Here is a 16,726-nt window from a genome sequence, read left to right on the forward strand (position 1 = left end):
TTTCCGAGGATTTTTTTGTTTTCAAATAGAATACAAGGAGCGAGTTAAAATGACAGTTGCAACTAAGAATAAATTTCCTTATCGCTATGATGAGGTCGGCAGTTTACTGCGACCAGAAGCCCTAAAACAGGCACGAACCGACTTTAATCATGATAAAATCAGTGCCGCTGCTTTTCATCAGGTCGAAGATGAACAGGTACAACGGATCATTAATAAGCAAGTTGAATTAGGCTTCAAGGCAGTTACTGATGGTGAGTTTCGCCGTAGTTGGTGGCATTTAGACTTTTTTGCTGGCTTAAATGGTGCTCATTTCTTTGAACCTGATAAAGGATTTGTGTTCCATGGCCTGGAAACGCGCAAAGGCGGCATTAAAATTACGGATAAACTAACTTATAATCCGGATCATCCTTTCTTTACTGATTTCAAAAAGTTTAAGGCTGCGGTACCCGCTAGTGTAGTAGCTAAACAAACAATTCCAAGTCCATCGGTTTTCTTCCCTAATGAAGCTGCCGAAATCTACGATCAGCATTATCACGATTTTGACGCTTTTCTTGCTGATTTAATTACTGCCTATCAAAAGAGTATTCAACATTTTTATGATCTTGGCTGTCGTTATTTACAAATTGATGACACCTCATGGGGGATGTGGGCTAGCTTCTCAAAAGGGACGATCAATCCTGATTTAAAGCCGTTGTGCGAAGCAGCAGTAAAAGCCATTAATGCGATTGCGGACACTAAACCAGCTGATCTGACCTTAACGATGCATGTTTGCCGCGGCAATTATGCGTCAACTTGGGCCGGTGCTGGCGCTTATGATCCAGTGGCTGACTATTTAGCAGCCTTGCACATTGATGGGTTCTTCTTGGAGTATGATGACGAACGCTCTGGCGGGTTCGAACCATTGGCGAAAATTGCTGCTAATGGTCGCCATCAGCGAATCGTACTTGGTTTGGTAACTTCCAAAAAGCCAGAATTAGAGGAGCAAGCTTTACTAGAAAAACGGCTTAAGGATGCTAGCCAGTATGTACCGTTAGCTGATTTATGCTTATCGCCACAATGCGGTTTTGCCTCGACTGAAGAAGGTAATCATTTAACTGAAGATGAGCAGTGGGCAAAGTTAGAATTAGTACGTGATACCGCCAAAAAAGTTTGGCCAGAAGCTTAATTATTTCAAAAAGCAATCCAGAGATGGGTTGCTTTTTATTATTGAAAACAACCTTTGAAAATGAAAACGAGCTGAAATCATTGACATAATAGGATGAAAGATTAATAATAGACAGGTTGATTTTTATTTTTTCTGAAAACGGAGGCTGATCATTTATCGATTTTCAAATTCATAATTTAGCACAAGCAACAGTAATGGACTATTGGGTACGGTATCAAAATCCTGATGCGCCGCGGCAAATCATGGGAAAAGTAGCAAAGGCTGCGCATCAGTATCGATTGAAATTGCCATTAGCAAATAATGCCTTATATCGTGCCGCAGTTAGCTATACAGGCCTGTCAATATGGGAACGTTGGCGTTTGCGCCGTGCATACATTGCACAGTTAACGACGATGGTAGCAGAGTAAATTTAAAAGTGAGTAATGGAGAATTAACGTCGGGTTGGCGGTAGTTCTTTTTTTGTTAATTTTTTTAGGCTGCTTGATCTGTGCTATATTACAGGAGTAAGGTAATATTTTTTGGGGTGTAAAGTGGAGGGTGATAAGAAATGGCGATTGAAGACTATCTCATTACTAAAGATAAAGATTTCCCAGCATTGTGGAAAACCGGCGAAGTTTCGGCAGATATGCAGATTGCTAAACTCTTTCATAATCCACAACCAATTTTTACAGTCAGTCACCAAATGGCTGGGGGTACGCCGAAGCACACACATGATTTTTACGAATTTTTGTATATTTTTCGTGGCCAAGTCATCAATGCGACTACTTCTAAAGCCATTTACATGTCGGCTGGTGATTTTTGCATTATGAATTTGCAAAGTCGGCATTCATTACAGGAAGTTGATCCAGATGCAATTGTAGTAAATATTTGCGTTCGGCCAACTTGTTTTACAATTGGGGCATTACATTCAATCTATGTCGCAAACAATGTTGTTAGTCAGTTCTTGCGTGGCGTCGGCGCCGAAGATTACTTATATTTTCCGCACCCATTTGCCAATGATAACATTCAATTAGTGATGGCAATTTTACAAGCAACACAAAACAATGATTTTATTGCCCAAACGCGTGCTACCGCTGATGTTATGTTATTACTCGCCGAATTGATCAGTCGTCAAGCCTACAGTTTTCACGGAATCGATGAACAGACACAACAAATTTTACGCTATATTCAAGGGCACGCTGCGACAACCTCATTAACGGATGTTGCGCGGATGTTCAATTATAATCCAACATACTTGTCACGTACGCTAAAACAAAATATTGGCAAGTCATTACCAACGTTATTAACCGAAACACGAATGACACTGGCACAAACATTGCTGCTATCAACTGATGAAAGTGTACAGTCGATTGCACAAGAAGTTGGTTATGCCAGTTATAGCCATTTTCATCGGCGTTTCAAGGCTATTTTTAAACAGACACCAGGAGAATATCGCCAACAACATCAAAGTAGTTAGCAGAGCAACATTTTCTGTTAACTGCTTTTTTTTATCGGGTATTTTTTTATTCAGATTAACCTAAATACCGATATAGAAGTGTTTATAGATATAAATAAATAAAATTTCATAAAATTATAGGTAAATAAATCACATAAAAGCATCAATTAGGGGCATTGTAAGCGTTTGCTTAAATGGACATAATAAAAGTGGTTGCAGCCCATTGAATTCCACATACTTAATCTAAAGTTTTTCTCGACTACGAAAGGTGGACTTGTTTTGAAAGATTTAAAAACTAGAGTAGGTGTTCTTAGTCTATGTATTTTGGCGATGAGTGCCTTAGTCATTACAAATGCGTTTAGTGCTATTATTGCAGCATTTCCCAATGAATCAGTAGCCAAGATCCAAATGTTAGGGACGATTCCATCATTGGGGACTCTTCTAACAACAGTTGTCGTCGGTATCCTAGCCGTTCATATACCTAAGAAAATTTTGGCGTTGATTGGTGTCGTGTTAGTCGGTGTTGGTGGTTTATTACCACTGATTTTTCATACAAACCTTGATTTATTGCTGGTTTGTGCTTTGATTTTAGGCATTGGACTGGGCTTTACGGTACCAGTAACCACAATGTTGATCTCAATTCTATTTTCACAAGAAGAACGTGCAGATGTTATGGGTCAAAGCACGGCAATCAATAGTCTTGGTTCGGTGATCATGATGTTTGGTGGTGGCTTATTAGGCGGCCATTATTGGCAGAACACCTATTATATTTTCTTAATTACAATCGCTATTTTCTTGTTAGTGCTGTTCCTAATTCCAATGGATAAAGTTGCCCATACAACAACTGAGCAAGGGCAAACAGAGAAGGTTAGCGCGTGGCTGTTACTACGGCATTTAAGTAAATACGTCTTTATCGTATCGTTTATTGGTTTGTTCATGTCAATGATCTATACGATTTACCCGACCAACTTGTCAATCATTGTAGCGACCAAACATCTTGGTGGTACCAGCATCACTGGTATTGTTAATGCAATTGGCACAATTGGCGGTCTAGTTGCTGGCTTTAGTTTACGGTATTTCAATAAGTTATTTAAGGATAAAATCTTGGTGGCCGGGTTCATAACGTTAGGGATTACTTTCTTACTGATTCGTATCGCTAATAATCTAGCTGTTGTCATTATTGGCGCTTTGTTGTCGGGCTTTGCGATGGCAATGGTTATGGCAACGATTCCTTTCTATGTTTCAGTAGTTTCTGCACCAGTTGAGATTGCTATTTCGATGTCCTTATGTCAGTTCTTAAATTCGTTGGGTGGGACGTTTACACCAATTATTTTAAGTGCTTTGCACATTCAAGCAGGAAATGCAGCATTTACTACAGGTATTATTGCAAGCGCTGTTATGGCGGTGATTTGTTTAGTCTTCAGTATCGGTAAACGTGTAATGACAAATGGACAGGCGACAAAATCAGCAAATAAAGCTGTAGCAGCTAACGTATAATGAAGATAATAGCGGTATTTTGTTTTTGATGAGTGAAGATAGCGGCCATCAAAATGGCCATCGACCGAAACATCAAAGATTTTTGAAAAAATCATCTATTATTGTGAAGTAGAGCCATGTTTTTGATGAGCGAGATAGCGGCCATCAAAATGGCCATCGATCGAAACATCAAAGATTTTTGAAACAAAAATCATCCACTATCGTGAAGTAGAGGAGTATTGATCATGCAAAAATTAGTTAGTCATGTTATCCGCAATAGTGCCGATAAATGGTACGGACAATGGATAACTGCAGATATAGCAAAAGTTAAGGCTGAGCCAGAATTTTCCTTAGCACAAATGTTTAGTGGCCAATTACCGGCACAGGAACCAGTTGAATCAAGATTACGTCCACCAGTTATTTTTTATAAAGAATTTAACGTGCCCGATAAGGCACTACGAGACGCGACACTAACAATTACAGCACAAGGTATTTATCAAGCAACAATCAATGGTGTAGCAGTTACTGATGCTATTTTTACACCGGATTATACAGCGTATACGAAGTTTTTACAGTATCAAACTTATCCAGTTACGGAATTATTAAAGGTTGGTAAAAACAGATTACAGATCGTTGTTGCGGATGGCTGGTTTGCCGGCCGAGTCAGTGTCTCTGGTGGTAGCGGCCAATTTGGCGATCAATTAGCGGCACTGGCAGATTTGGATATTGAATTTGCCGATAATACTGAATTACAGTTGGGCACAGATGAAACTTTTAATGTCACAACTGGTAAATGGCGTTATGCCGATATTGATATTGGCGAAAAACAAGATTTATCATTTAGTGCGGAGCCAACGACAGAACAAGCACCGGCTGCACTGGCCGTTTTTGACTATTCGCGTCTAGTGCCTCAAGAAGGACCGCAAGTACGTCGACAGAAAGTGTTACCAGCAAGAAAAATATGGAACGAAGGCGCAGCGTTGATTGTTGACTTTGGTCAGGTAATTGCGGGCCGAGTCCGTTTAACCACAACCTTAGCACTGAAACAAACAATTAAGTTAGAACACGCTGAGGCATTGAATCAACAGGGGAAATTTTTCAAAAATATTGTTGGCCGAAATAAAGATCAAACTGATATTTTTGTTGGTAATGGGCAAAAAGCGACACTAGAACCAGACTTTACGTTTCACGGTTTTCGTTATGTCAGAATCACAGGGTTAACTAAGTTGGATTTGGCCGACATTCAGGCAGTTACGCTTTATAGTGATTTTGCACCGACTGGGTCGCTTTCGACTAGTAATACAAGCGTTAATCAATTATTGCAAAATATTAAATGGAGCCAGCGCGGGAATATGATTTCGATTCCAACTGATTGTCCTCAGCGTGAACGCATAGGTTGGACTGGTGACATGCAGGTCTTTGCTCCGGCAGCAACTTTTTACTATGATACCGATCAGTTTATTCAACGCTGGTTAAGAAGCGTTCGTGCTGACCAGCAAGATAATGGCGAAATTGTTGACTATTCACCAGCACCTAAAGATTTCTTCAACTCGACTGATTTTACTGGTTCCGTTTCTTCTGCTGGCTGGGGTGATGCAATTATCATGGTACCATGGACGTTGTATCAGCGCTTTGGCGATCAACAAGTACTAAAGGATAATTACAACGCGATGCAACGGTGGTTCAATTTTGCCCAAACGAGTGCCGCTGGGGACAAAACTGGTTCTGACCGTTATATTTGGGATACTAAATTTCATTATGGGGACTGGATGTTTCCTAGCGTCATGATGAAGTCAGGTAATCCAATGGAAACCGCACAATTAACAAAAGATTTAGTTGCGACGGCATTTCTAGCGCATAGTGCTGATTTATTAGGTGAAATTAGTGCGGTATTAGGTGATGATAGCCGTATTTATCGAGATTACGCTAGTAAGGTCAAGCAAAGTTTTGCCAAGCACTTTATCACGGCAACACACCAATTAACTAGTGACTTTCAAGGTTGCTACGTCTTAGCATTAGCCTTTGATCTGGTGCCAGCTAAGCTGAAAACTGGATTAGTTCAGCGCTTGGTTGAAAAAATTCATACCAATAATGATTTACTTGATACTGGCTTTTTGTCGGTGCCATACTTGCTGGATGTTTTAGTTGATAACGGTCAAGTTGAACTGGCCAAGAAAGTATTTTTACAGGAGCATTGTCCATCGTGGTTGTACGAAGTTAAACAAGGTGCAACAACAATTTGGGAATCTTGGAATGGCATCCAGCCTGATGGAACAGTGGGCACATTGTCCTTTAATCATTACGCTATGGGTTGTGTTTTGGATTGGTTTGTAAGGGATGTTGTTGGTTTGACGAGTACAACGCCGGGTTATCAAACGGTGACGATTGCGCCACAGGTTGCTGTAGTTAATGAGTTTGACCTGACCTATCAAGCAGTTAGCGGTGAATTTAAAATTAAACAAATAAAGCAAACTGATGGTCAGCATCTGACCGTGACGATTCCAACAGGTGTCGTAGCTAAAGTGCAGGTACCAAACGCTAAGGGGGCTGTTCAAACAGTGGGGGCAGGCACCTATGAATTTACGTATTAGCATTAAAGCTATAGTAAACAAATATTGATCAAAACTAGCAACAATTTTCTGAGTGGTGAGAACCCAGTATTTATTGGGTCTTATCGCTCAGTTTTTTAGTCTCGTGTTTTTTGTAGGATAAATTTTAGCAAAGAATGATTAGCATCTATAATAGAAAGTGTTTTCACACATTTGGACAGTATTGGATAAGTGTCCAATTCCTAATCGTTGCTTTTTTATTTAGAGCATCTATAATAGAGTTATGATGTAGCTAAAGGTACGTGAAAACCTATTTCCCAACAATGATTTAGATGCCTCTAGCAATATTTAAACTTTGTATTTTGGCAGTTTTTTTTTGGAAGGAGACCTCAGCATGAATAAAAAGTCAGTGTATCTAGGCGTTACAGTCGGGTTATTTGCGGCTGGTATTTTGTATCTTGCTAAAAGGACTGGATTCTTCGAAGATGATCGACATTTGTACGATGAGTTTGAATCACACTAGGTTAATGCAAGTTTTAGCTTTAGATAATTAATTTTGGTATCGACGTGCCGACTAGATAAATTTTGGTCGACAATTGGAGGAATGATTTATGCGTAAAAACAAAGCTGTCTTGATTGGTGCCGGCCTAGCAAATATGGCCGCTGCTGTTTATTTGATTCAAGAAGGTCACTGGAATGGTAATCAGATTACTTTTTATTCGCTGGACGATCATGGCTCAAATGATGGTGCGCAAACGGATACGGTGACTGACGAATACTGGAATAAGAATCATCCGATGGAGAATCGTAAAGGCTACGTCGCACGTGGTGGCCGGATGCTTAATTATCGGACTTACGTTGATTTAATGGATTTATTAAGTCGAATTCCTTCAGTAACTGAACAAAATATGTCAGCTGCCGAGGATACCTATGATTTTGACGCTAAACACCGTACTTTTGATAAAGCACGCTTACTAGAAGGCGGCAAAGGTATTATCAATGGTAGTCATTTAGGCTTGAATATGCAGGATCGACTTCCTTTAACTAAGTTGATCGCCATGCCGGATTCTGAAGAAGAAAAATTGGACAATGTGACGATTGCGCAATACTTCAGTGATGATCCTCATTTCTTCGGTACGAACTTCTGGTTCATGTGGGAGACCACTTTTGCCTTCAGAACAAAGAGCTCAGCACAGGAATTACGTCGCTACATGCATCAAATGATTTATGAATTCACGCAAATTGAGCACTTAGTTGGTGTTAATCGGACAAGGTATAATCAATACGAAAGTATTATGTTACCACTGGTTAATTATTTAAAGGATCAAGGCTGTAATATTGTGCTTAATCGTTTAGTGACTGACTGGCAATTTAAAGCGACCACGATGCAAGATGAGATCACTGTCACTGGTTTGACGATGAAAAATACGCTGACTGATGAAACTGAACAAGTGGCGATCGACGATGACACAGCGGTGATCTTCACAAATGGATCGATCACTGATTCAGCAACGATGGGTGATTTTGATACACCAGCACCAGAGAATATGGATTATGGTGCCGCGGCAAGTTTATGGAAGAAAGCTAGCCAACAGTTCTATAACTTAGGTAATCCAGATAAATTCTTTGCCGATCGTGATGCTAGTGAGTGGGTCAGTTTCACGTTGACTACTAAAGATCATTTGTTACTTAATGAAATTACGCGGATCACGACTCAGGTACCAGGTAATGCGCTGAACTCATTTATTTCTACCAGTCCAATTACGGCGCTAAGCCATAAAGATATCAATATGTCGATCGTGGTTCATCATCAGCCACATTTCACGACGCAAAAGCCTAATGAGACGGTTATTTGGGGCTACTTCTTGTATCCACGGCGGCGTGGCGAGTTTGTCGACAAACCGTACATCGAAATGACAGGTAAAGAAATGACTCAAGAACTAATTGGGCAACTGTCTAAGGTTGATCCTGGTCCTGGCAATATTCGCGATAAGGAAGCACAGATTATGGATAGTGTGATCAATAATATTCCAGTTTACATGCCATATGCGTCTGCTTTATTCAATAATCGCGCTAAAACGGATCGGCCAAAAGTAATTCCACAACATTCAACGAACCTAGCATTCACCGGTGAATTTGTTGAACAGCCTTATCAGATGATTTTCACTGAACAAAGTGCCGTTCGGTCTGGTGAAATTGCGGCGTATCATTTTGCTGGAATTCCAATGGCTAATTTGGTTAAAACACCACGATATGATAAGGATTTAAAGACTTTAGCTAAAGCCGCTAAAAAAATGTTTGATTAGTTTTTAAGTGAGGCTGTGACGTAAGCAAAATTAGTTCTTTCTAAGCCTTGGCTGTCGTGCTAATTAGTCAGCAGGTTTAGCTTGGTTATATGCACATAAAATACCGATAAAACAGGTAGAAGACTGTTTTATCGGTATTTTATGTTCTAACTGCCACTAACGCTGCCCAAGCCAAACTTTAGAAAAAGCGGTGCAGTCTCTTTTTTCGGCGGACATTGTGGGTTAAACAGCGGCGATAAGCTGCTGTTGGGCGTTCTTGTACCAGACACTTTTTTTGCTGAGCAAATTGATCGACAAATAAGACGTTAGGGTATATTCTAACTATGTTAGTTTTAAGTTAGAAAAACTAACTATATATAAACTAAATGGAGGTATTATTATGTCTGAACAAACACAAAAGTTAATGCATGAATTACGAACAGTTACGCATCAGCCAGCAATGCTGATGGCACGCCATCATCCTGGTCAGTTTGGTCATCCCGGCCACCGTGGCCCTGGGCGCTTAGTGCAACTGATCAGCAAGCACGACGGTATGACTAATGCAGAGATTGCTGAAGCACTGGATATTCGGCCAAGCTCCGTTAGTGCTAGCCTTAAACATTTGGAAGAGGCAGGTATGATTGAACGCCAACCAACAGAAGTTGATAAGCGGGTAGCAACAGTGCATTTAACGGTTAGTGGCCAGGCAATGGTTACTAATATGACTGCTATGCGTGATAAAATGTCGGAAAAAGTTTTTAGTCATTTAACTGTAGCTGAACAAACCGAATTACAAGATTTACTGGAAAAAGTCCAGCAAGGTTTCGCAGATTTAGATCCTGATGATCCTGAATTTAGACAACTACGTTCACAAATGCATCCCTTCGGTCACGGTCCACATCGTCATCAGCACCCACAACATTGAACAAGCTAGACTATTTTGTTAATGTACCTGATGTGCTATACTGGCGTTACAGCAAAAAATTAGATAAATCACCTGCCGCCGGGCGGGTTGCAAGCATGGTTATCATTCCGTTAGGTCGTTGTCGGAATGGTGGCGATGCTTTATTTTTTTGCTAAATTTTGGCAACAGGGAGGAATTATTTTGGCTTGGCTCTATTTAGTCGTCGCCGGTTTATTTGAAACCGTTTGGGCGACCACATTAAAATTAAGTCATGGGTTTCAAAAATTAGATTATTCGTTGTATACGTTGATCGGTATGGGGTTCAGTTTTTGGTTGTTAGCAAAAGCAATCAAAACGTTACCGCTATCGTTGGCTTATCCAATTTGGACGGGCATTGGTGCGCTAGGGACGATTATTATCGGTGTCATTTTATTTGGCGATCGTCTGTCACTAGTGACGTGGCTTTTTGTTGGGCTCTTGCTGATCAGTATTGTTGGGATTAAAATAACGGTACACTAGTACGATTACAGAATATTAAGAAGAACAGATTTATGATACAAGGAGATAAATGATGACCACCATTCAATTAGAAAAAGTAACTTTAGCTGATCTACCGACTTTACGTAAAATTAGTATTGCAACTTTCACTGATACATTTGGCGCGCAAAATACACCAGAAAATTTAGCCGCTTATTTGACTGCTGCCTATGCACCGGCTAAATTACAACAAGAGCTAACTGAGCCAGCATCACAATTTTATTTTGTCTATGTTGATCAGCAACTGGCTGGCTATTTAAAAATTAATCATGATGCCGCACAAACCGAAGCCAAGGGTGGCGCGACCTTAGAGGTAGAACGTATTTATATTTTGCCGGCGTTTAAGCGTCATGGCTTGGGCCGCTACTTGATTAAGCAAGCAGAAACTAGTGCACAGCAGTTAGGTAAAACCGCTATTTGGTTAGGTGTGTGGGAAAACAATTTTGCGGCACAACAATTTTATGCCAAGCTAGGTTTTGTTCGTACCGGCCAGCATTCCTTTGTGATGGGGACTGATCCGCAGACTGATTTTATTTTGACCAAGCAATTATAATTTGGTGTTTTGGCGGTTAACTTATATAATGGGCAAGAGAACTGATAAAGGAAGTTAACTGATGATTCATTCAAAAGTAACCAATGCCAATTATAGCTGGATCGCCACCGGTAAATTAACGCCAGATGAGCGTATTCAGTTGCAGCAAGACTACCATCTAACTGCAGAAATGATCACTTATGTAACTGATAAAGATGAGAGTCCTAACTACGTCTATGATTCGGACACTGCTGATGAGCTATTCATTGTGCATGTGCCCTATATTATTAATGAGGCGCAATTACGCTATATTACGCAGCCCATCAGCTTTATTATTCATGATCACACGCTGTTTACCTTTAATGAAAGTGGCTTGACTTGGGTCGATGAAATTTTCAGTAAAGTTCATCAGAATCCGACGATTGAAGCCGCTGACCATTTTATTTTGCAGACCCTTTTTGCCTTGATGGATAGTTATATTACTATCGTTAAAGCTATCACCAAGCGGCGTAATCACCTGGATAAGGTGCTGAATAAGGAAGCTAAAAATGCTGATTTGATTGCCTTATCGTATTTACGGCAAACGCTGACCTTCTTTTTAAGTGCGGTCCAGTTTAATTTGAATTTACTGCGTCATTTGTCGCGTACTCATTTTGGGATGGCGATTGGGCCTGCTAAACAGGAAGTGTTAGAGGACGTTACTATTGAAGCGGAACAGGTCCAGTGGATGATCGACATCGAAACACAGGTAGTTGATCGGATTGGCGATACGTTCGACAGTATCGTTAACAATAATTTGAATGATACGATGAAAATCTTGACGATTTGGTCGCTAACGATGGCGGTACCAACGATCATTACTGGTTTTTACGGGATGAATGTCCACTTACCACTGGCTAAATTAGGTGGAGCGTGGCTGCTGACAATTGGGGTATCAATTGTTTTGATTGTTTGGTTATTGTTGGCATTGAAGCTAAGGCATAAATTTTGATGCAGCCAACGAAAATAATTAAGGTCAACCAGCTGAATTTTAACGTCTTTGACGAAGGTAGCGGGGCACCAATTGTATTGTTACACGGCTTTCCAGATTCACTGCAGGTCTGGCGCAAATTAATACCGCGGTTGTTGGCAGCCGGTTACCGCGTGATTGCCTATGATCAGCGCGGTTTTGGCAAAACTGATGCACCGCGTGCGGTGACGGCTTATCGTAGTCGTGAAATGGTGGCTGATCTAGTTGGCATTTTGCAGGCCTTGCAAGTCACAACTAAAGTGCGACTGATCGGTCATGATTGGGGCGCTAACATTGGCTGGGCGGCCGCGATTGCACATCCTGACTTATTTGTATCTTATGTAACGTTAGGCGTGGGTCATCCCAACGCTTACGCTAAAGCCGGCGGTTGGGAACAACTACGTAAAAGTTGGTATGCCGTTAGTTTTTTAGTGCCTGGGCTGGCGGAAAAATTGTATTCACAACATGATTGGGCGCTCTTTCAGAAATTTACTCGGTATCAGCCTGAAGCAAAACAACATTGGTTGCCGGATTTGAAACGGCCTGGTCGACTAACTGCTGCACTTAATTGGTACCGTGCTAACTTGAATCCCTATTATTGGGAAAAAAGGAGCGCGCCAACGAGCCGTATAGTGCAATTACCGGTACTAGGTTTATTTGGCGAGCAAGATCCATATTTGAGTTATGCACAAATGCGCCATTCAAGGCGTTATGCACCGCAATTGACTGTGACTGCGTTGATTGGTGCTGGCCACTGGCTACAATTAGACAACACAGAATTTATTTTCCAGCGGATAATGACTTTCTACAAAAACAACGGTTGAATAGCAAAATTTTGCTGTTCAACCGTTGTTTTTTGTGTGCCGTATTAACTTCCTTAAGTTAATTATCGCGCAAAATCATCTGATATACAAGACTGTTTCTGCACTAGAAAAGCTGGTATGCTTAGCAATCGAAACGAGATGGTCAAAATGGGGAGGCTATTATTTGAATAAAATTGCCGTGCAGGAACAATGTCGACTTAACCAGGTTTTTCAACAACTAACGTTAGAACAACAACATTTTCTGACGTTACAACGGCAGAATCAACAGCATGCCCGACAAGCAAAAACGAGCTTGGCACAGGACGCTAGTTTGAATATGGATAATATCAGTGATAATTTGGATACTTTTGCTGCCTTGGAGGCGATGAACCGAGCGATTGATCAGTTTAATTTTTCAGCTAGTGTTTTGGAAAATAAACTCCGCCAGTTGAAATTGTTACTGCCAGCCGCTTATTTTAGTAAGATCAATGTCCGTTTTGCTGACGAACCCACGGTGGTTGACTCATTTTACATTGGTATTACTGGTTATCAGACGCAGGTAGGAGAAGACTTGGTGTATGATTGGCGCTCACCGATTGCGAGCCTTTACTATGATCAAATATTAGGTGCTAGTTCCTATGTAGCTAATGGTCAAAAAATTGCGGCAACAATCGATTTGCGCCGCCAATTTAAAATTGACCATGATCAGTTATTAGGTTATTTTGATAGTCAATTGGCGGTGGAGGATCCCTTACTGATCGAAGTTTTGGCACAAACGCATCAGCAATATTTGACTGACATTACGGCAACCATTCAAAAAGAACAGAATGCTATTATTCGCGATGAACAGACGGATGCTTTGATTATTCGCGGGGTTGCTGGTAGCGGTAAGACGTCGGTGGTGATTCAGCGGATCGCTTATTTGTTGTACCGCAATCGACAAAACGTTAAAGCCAGCGATGTTTTGTTGTTGACACCTAATGAATTATTCAGTGATTACGTCTCGCAGGTTCTACCAACACTAGGTGAGGCTAATCCATGGCAAGCAACTTTTCAACAGTTATTGGCGCAGACGGAGCAACGGATTCTTGGACCGACCAATGAATTTATTGGGTGGTCACGTCAAACTAGTCATTTGTCAGAATTAACGACAGCATTGGCTAATTTAACGCCTAACAAAACTTTGTTCAAGCCATTATCTGAGTTTATTGATGCGGCGCAGCTTTTGGCATTATTCAAACAAACACCGGTAACCGCTAAACTAGCAGATCGGCTCCGCTCGTTACAATTAAAGTTACGCCAATTGTTGGACCAAAAAATCAATGCTGCGGCCACAAATGAACAAGTATTGACAGCGCTAGATAATCTAACGCCAGCGCAACAGCAACAGATTTTTGGTCAGCGATTGCGCGTGAATAACGACCGCCAGTTAGTTCAGTATGCGCGTAAATTACGTCGTTATCAGTTAACAGATTTAGCGGTTAAAATTGACCAATTTGCATGGCTGGATTGGGCAGAGTGGTTGCAGCAGTTGTTACCGCAAGTGTCAGCTAGCTTAACTGATTTAGTTTTTATTTTGGTACGATTAACTAAATTCAACTATCCGCAGATCAAATTTTTAATGATCGATGAGTTGCAGGATTACCAATTAGCTGAGTTACAGTTGATCACTGAATTATTTCCACACGCTAAAATGACACTTTTAGGTGATGAAAATCAGGCACTTACCATTACAACGCCAGGTTTTGATCAAGTAGCCGCATTATTGCAGCAGCAGAAAAAGCCAACTAAGTTATTGGAATTAACTAAAAGTTATCGTTCAACGCAAGAAGTAACGACCCTTTTTCGTGAGTTTGCGGTGAATCAAAATTTAGAAGTTGTTTCGGTTCAACGCCATGGTCAACAACCAGAATTACATGCGGCAACTGATTTTAACGCAATGCTAACTGAACTTACCCAAACGTTACAGCAGCAACAAACAGGTTCGACGGCAATTGTGACGTTGTTAGCGGCAGATGTGGCACCGATTTACACCGGCTTAAAAGCATTAGCACCAGCGTTAGATTTGGTCAAAAATAGTGGTATGACGGCGAAAGAAACAGTTATTTTACCATTGACATTGGCTAAGGGCTTGGAATTTGATCATGTATTGTTACTAGATGTGAGTCAGCAGCATTTGGCTAAGATAACGGCCAAACAATTGAATAAATTATTGTACACCGGTATTTCTCGAGCAACTAAAACAGTACAGTTATTTGCTTCTGGGCCAGTACATCCCATGGTGAATGCTGCTTTTAGTGCCATTGAATAATCAAAATAAGCGTTCCTACATTGTTAGTAGGAACGCTTATTAACTGTGAAACGCATTAATGATGTAATAGAATCTTGTCTAATGATTTATGTTCACTAGGCTGACCGTGATCGCTACTTTTGCCAATTGCAATTAATAATAGTGGTACGTAGCGTTGCTCATCATAGCCAAAGGCGGATAAAATTTTGGCGTGATCAAAACCTGTCATCGGATTGGTCACGTAGCCGCGGTTTTGGGCAATTAACATAAGCTGCATGCCAGCTAAGCCAGCGTTGATACCGTTTGTTGTTAGTGTATTGGTATCTGGCGCTGCTGTATGATTGCCCGGTGTGAAGGCAGCGCTATCGTCGTTGACTAGATCGGCAACGATCAATACCAGACTGCTGGCAGTTTTAATTTGATTTTGATTAAACGTCACTTGTTGTAATAATTCAGTTCGTGCTGCTGGTGAATCTAAGACGAGATAGCGCAGTGGCTGGCGGTTCATTGCGGTTGGAGCTAACGCCGCAGTAGCAATCATGTCATCGAGCTCAGTAGTGGGAATTGGTTGCTCAGGTTCATATTGACGCACACTGTGGCGGGCGTGGATAATTTGTTCTAAATCAGCCATCAAAAGACTTCCTTTACGATTAACTTACTTACTATATTATAGCATTAAGCGCTATCAGTGCAGTATAATATGATTAATAGTTGAATACGAGGAGGTTTTTTTGTGCAAGCAGTATTTATTCAACAAACCGGCGGGCCAACAGAAATTCAGTTAGGTGAATTAGCGATGCCATATGTGGCCTCACACGATGTTTTGATCAAAGTCAAAGCCGTAGCGGTTAATCATGTTGATACATTTATTCGTGGAGGTAGCTTTAAAACACAATTAACTTTTCCATTTATTATTGGCCGTGATGCGGTGGGAACGGTAATCGAAACTGGCAGTGCCGTTGATCAATTTAAAAAAGGTGACTTAGTGTGGACCAATAGCATGGGCTACGCCGGTCGGCAAGGTGTGACCAGTGAGTATGCAGCGGTGCCAGTAGCGCGTGTTTACAAGGTGCCAACAGCAGTCGATCCGCTAAAATTAGTTGCGGCAGTTCATTCGGCAGCGACGGCAACCATTTTATTAGCTGATGTATTACAGGCACGAACTGGTGCGACTATTCTTGTTGAAGGTGCTGCCGGACATGTTGGGCGTAAGTTGGTGCAGTTAGCGCATGATATGGGGTTAACTGTAATTACCACTTCTAGTCAATGTGATTTTGCCAGCTTAACCGAGCTTGGTAGTGCGGCACCATATGACTATCACGAAGATTTTGCGGCTGAATTGGCGGCTAAGTATCCCCAAGGTATCGATCATATTATCGACACTTCTGGACAAGTTGCGTTGCAAACCAACCTAGATTTGTTAGCGCAGCATGGAACCGTCGCAGTGATCACAGCGCCAGCCACTGATCAATTCAGTTTTCAGGTACGTGATTTTTACACGACTGATAAGAATATTCGCGGTTTTGTTATCAGCCATGCAACCCTGAGTCAGTTGCAACATGCGGCGCAAACACTGAATCATGAGTTTAGTCAAGGTCGTTTGTTGGAAGATAAATTAGCGGTCAACGCTTTTGCCTATGCGGCTACGGCTCATCAATTGTTGGCGACCACTAGTATGAAAGAGAAAATTGTTTTAGTCCCCACGGCCGATGAAATTGACCCTGACTTTATGGTATAAATG

Annotated in this window: 15 protein-coding genes; 14 read left to right on the plus strand and 1 reads right to left on the minus strand. The window is 41.2% G+C overall.

Annotated elements, in window-relative coordinates; genetic code table 11:
* Positions 1–49: 49 nt before the first annotated feature.
* The 13 genes from EKM80_RS00115 (at position 50) to EKM80_RS00175 (ending at position 15,006) form a co-directional block, all read left to right on the plus strand.
* Entirely contained in the window at positions 50–1,165 is a 1,116-nt protein-coding gene (locus EKM80_RS00115; RefSeq protein ID WP_125551061.1) for a 5-methyltetrahydropteroyltriglutamate--homocysteine S-methyltransferase, read from the plus strand.
* 194 nt (positions 1,166–1,359) lie between these two features.
* Positions 1,360–1,572, plus strand: coding sequence for a hypothetical protein (locus EKM80_RS00120; RefSeq protein ID WP_225418764.1), 213 nt, complete (start codon positions 1,360–1,362; stop codon positions 1,570–1,572).
* Positions 1,573–1,712: 140 nt separating this feature from the next.
* On the plus strand, positions 1,713–2,621 hold the full coding sequence (locus EKM80_RS00125; protein WP_125551063.1) for an AraC family transcriptional regulator: 909 nt from the start codon (positions 1,713–1,715) through the stop codon (positions 2,619–2,621).
* A 258-nt stretch (positions 2,622–2,879) separates the two neighbouring features.
* The gene (locus EKM80_RS00130) at positions 2,880–4,097 is read left to right on the plus strand and encodes an MFS transporter (RefSeq protein WP_125551064.1); all 1,218 of its coding nucleotides are present in this window, start codon (positions 2,880–2,882) and stop codon (positions 4,095–4,097) included.
* Between the two features lie 224 nt (positions 4,098–4,321).
* A complete protein-coding gene (locus EKM80_RS00135) occupies positions 4,322–6,667 on the plus strand; it encodes an alpha-L-rhamnosidase (RefSeq protein ID WP_225418765.1) in 2,346 nt (781 codons plus the stop codon).
* A 352-nt stretch (positions 6,668–7,019) separates the two neighbouring features.
* Positions 7,020–7,148 carry a methanol dehydrogenase gene (locus EKM80_RS00140; RefSeq protein ID WP_125551065.1) on the plus strand — a complete coding sequence of 43 codons (129 nt, stop codon included), beginning with the start codon at positions 7,020–7,022 and terminating at the stop codon, positions 7,146–7,148.
* 88 nt (positions 7,149–7,236) lie between these two features.
* On the plus strand, positions 7,237–8,931 hold the full coding sequence (locus EKM80_RS00145; protein ID WP_125551066.1) for an oleate hydratase: 1,695 nt from the start codon (positions 7,237–7,239) through the stop codon (positions 8,929–8,931).
* 379 nt (positions 8,932–9,310) lie between these two features.
* Complete coding sequence (locus EKM80_RS00150; protein WP_125551067.1) at positions 9,311–9,835, plus strand: MarR family winged helix-turn-helix transcriptional regulator; 525 nt, start codon at positions 9,311–9,313, stop codon at positions 9,833–9,835.
* Positions 9,836–10,015: 180 nt separating this feature from the next.
* Positions 10,016–10,333, plus strand: coding sequence for a DMT family transporter (locus tag EKM80_RS00155; protein ID WP_125551068.1), 318 nt, complete (start codon positions 10,016–10,018; stop codon positions 10,331–10,333).
* Between the two features lie 52 nt (positions 10,334–10,385).
* A complete protein-coding gene (locus EKM80_RS00160; protein WP_125551189.1) occupies positions 10,386–10,904 on the plus strand; it encodes a GNAT family N-acetyltransferase in 519 nt (172 codons plus the stop codon).
* Between the two features lie 61 nt (positions 10,905–10,965).
* On the plus strand, positions 10,966–11,874 hold the full coding sequence (locus EKM80_RS00165; RefSeq protein ID WP_125551069.1) for a magnesium transporter CorA family protein: 909 nt from the start codon (positions 10,966–10,968) through the stop codon (positions 11,872–11,874).
* A complete protein-coding gene (locus EKM80_RS00170) occupies positions 11,874–12,716 on the plus strand; it encodes an alpha/beta fold hydrolase (protein WP_125551190.1) in 843 nt (280 codons plus the stop codon). The genes EKM80_RS00165 and EKM80_RS00170 overlap by 1 nt, the downstream gene beginning before the upstream one ends.
* Positions 12,717–12,879: 163 nt before the next feature.
* On the plus strand, positions 12,880–15,006 hold the full coding sequence (locus EKM80_RS00175) for a HelD family protein (RefSeq protein ID WP_125551070.1): 2,127 nt from the start codon (positions 12,880–12,882) through the stop codon (positions 15,004–15,006).
* Positions 15,007–15,061: 55 nt separating this feature from the next.
* Here EKM80_RS00175 and EKM80_RS00180 read toward each other — a convergent pair whose 3' ends face one another.
* Complete coding sequence (locus tag EKM80_RS00180; protein WP_125551071.1) at positions 15,062–15,616, minus strand: nitroreductase family protein; 555 nt, start codon at positions 15,614–15,616, stop codon at positions 15,062–15,064.
* A gap of 102 nt (positions 15,617–15,718) precedes the next feature.
* On the opposite strand from EKM80_RS00180, the gene EKM80_RS00185 reads away from it, so the two are divergent.
* Complete coding sequence (locus EKM80_RS00185; protein WP_125551072.1) at positions 15,719–16,723, plus strand: alcohol dehydrogenase catalytic domain-containing protein; 1,005 nt, start codon at positions 15,719–15,721, stop codon at positions 16,721–16,723.
* Positions 16,724–16,726 lie beyond the last annotated feature (3 nt).

Source organism: Loigolactobacillus jiayinensis (genome assembly GCF_003946445.1).
In the GTDB taxonomy this organism is placed as follows: domain Bacteria; phylum Bacillota; class Bacilli; order Lactobacillales; family Lactobacillaceae; genus Loigolactobacillus; species Loigolactobacillus jiayinensis.

What these genes read in the sequence shown, in the direction of transcription:
- EKM80_RS00150 (WP_125551067.1), top strand. Translation starts at nt 9,311, where the DNA reads ATGTCTGAACAAACACAAAAGTTAATGCATGAATTACGAACAGTTACG.
- EKM80_RS00135 (WP_225418765.1), top strand. Translation starts at nt 4,322, where the DNA reads ATGCAAAAATTAGTTAGTCATGTTATCCGCAATAGTGCCGATAAATGG.
- EKM80_RS00145 (WP_125551066.1), top strand. Translation starts at nt 7,237, where the DNA reads ATGCGTAAAAACAAAGCTGTCTTGATTGGTGCCGGCCTAGCAAATATG.
- EKM80_RS00165 (WP_125551069.1), top strand. Translation starts at nt 10,966, where the DNA reads ATGATTCATTCAAAAGTAACCAATGCCAATTATAGCTGGATCGCCACC.
- EKM80_RS00160 (WP_125551189.1), top strand. Translation starts at nt 10,386, where the DNA reads ATGACCACCATTCAATTAGAAAAAGTAACTTTAGCTGATCTACCGACT.
- EKM80_RS00120 (WP_225418764.1), top strand. Translation starts at nt 1,360, where the DNA reads ATGGACTATTGGGTACGGTATCAAAATCCTGATGCGCCGCGGCAAATC.
- EKM80_RS00170 (WP_125551190.1), top strand. Translation starts at nt 11,874, where the DNA reads ATGCAGCCAACGAAAATAATTAAGGTCAACCAGCTGAATTTTAACGTC.
- EKM80_RS00125 (WP_125551063.1), top strand. Translation starts at nt 1,713, where the DNA reads ATGGCGATTGAAGACTATCTCATTACTAAAGATAAAGATTTCCCAGCA.
- EKM80_RS00180 (WP_125551071.1), bottom strand. Translation starts at nt 15,616, where the DNA reads ATGGCTGATTTAGAACAAATTATCCACGCCCGCCACAGTGTGCGTCAA.
- EKM80_RS00140 (WP_125551065.1), top strand. Translation starts at nt 7,020, where the DNA reads ATGAATAAAAAGTCAGTGTATCTAGGCGTTACAGTCGGGTTATTTGCG.
- EKM80_RS00115 (WP_125551061.1), top strand. Translation starts at nt 50, where the DNA reads ATGACAGTTGCAACTAAGAATAAATTTCCTTATCGCTATGATGAGGTC.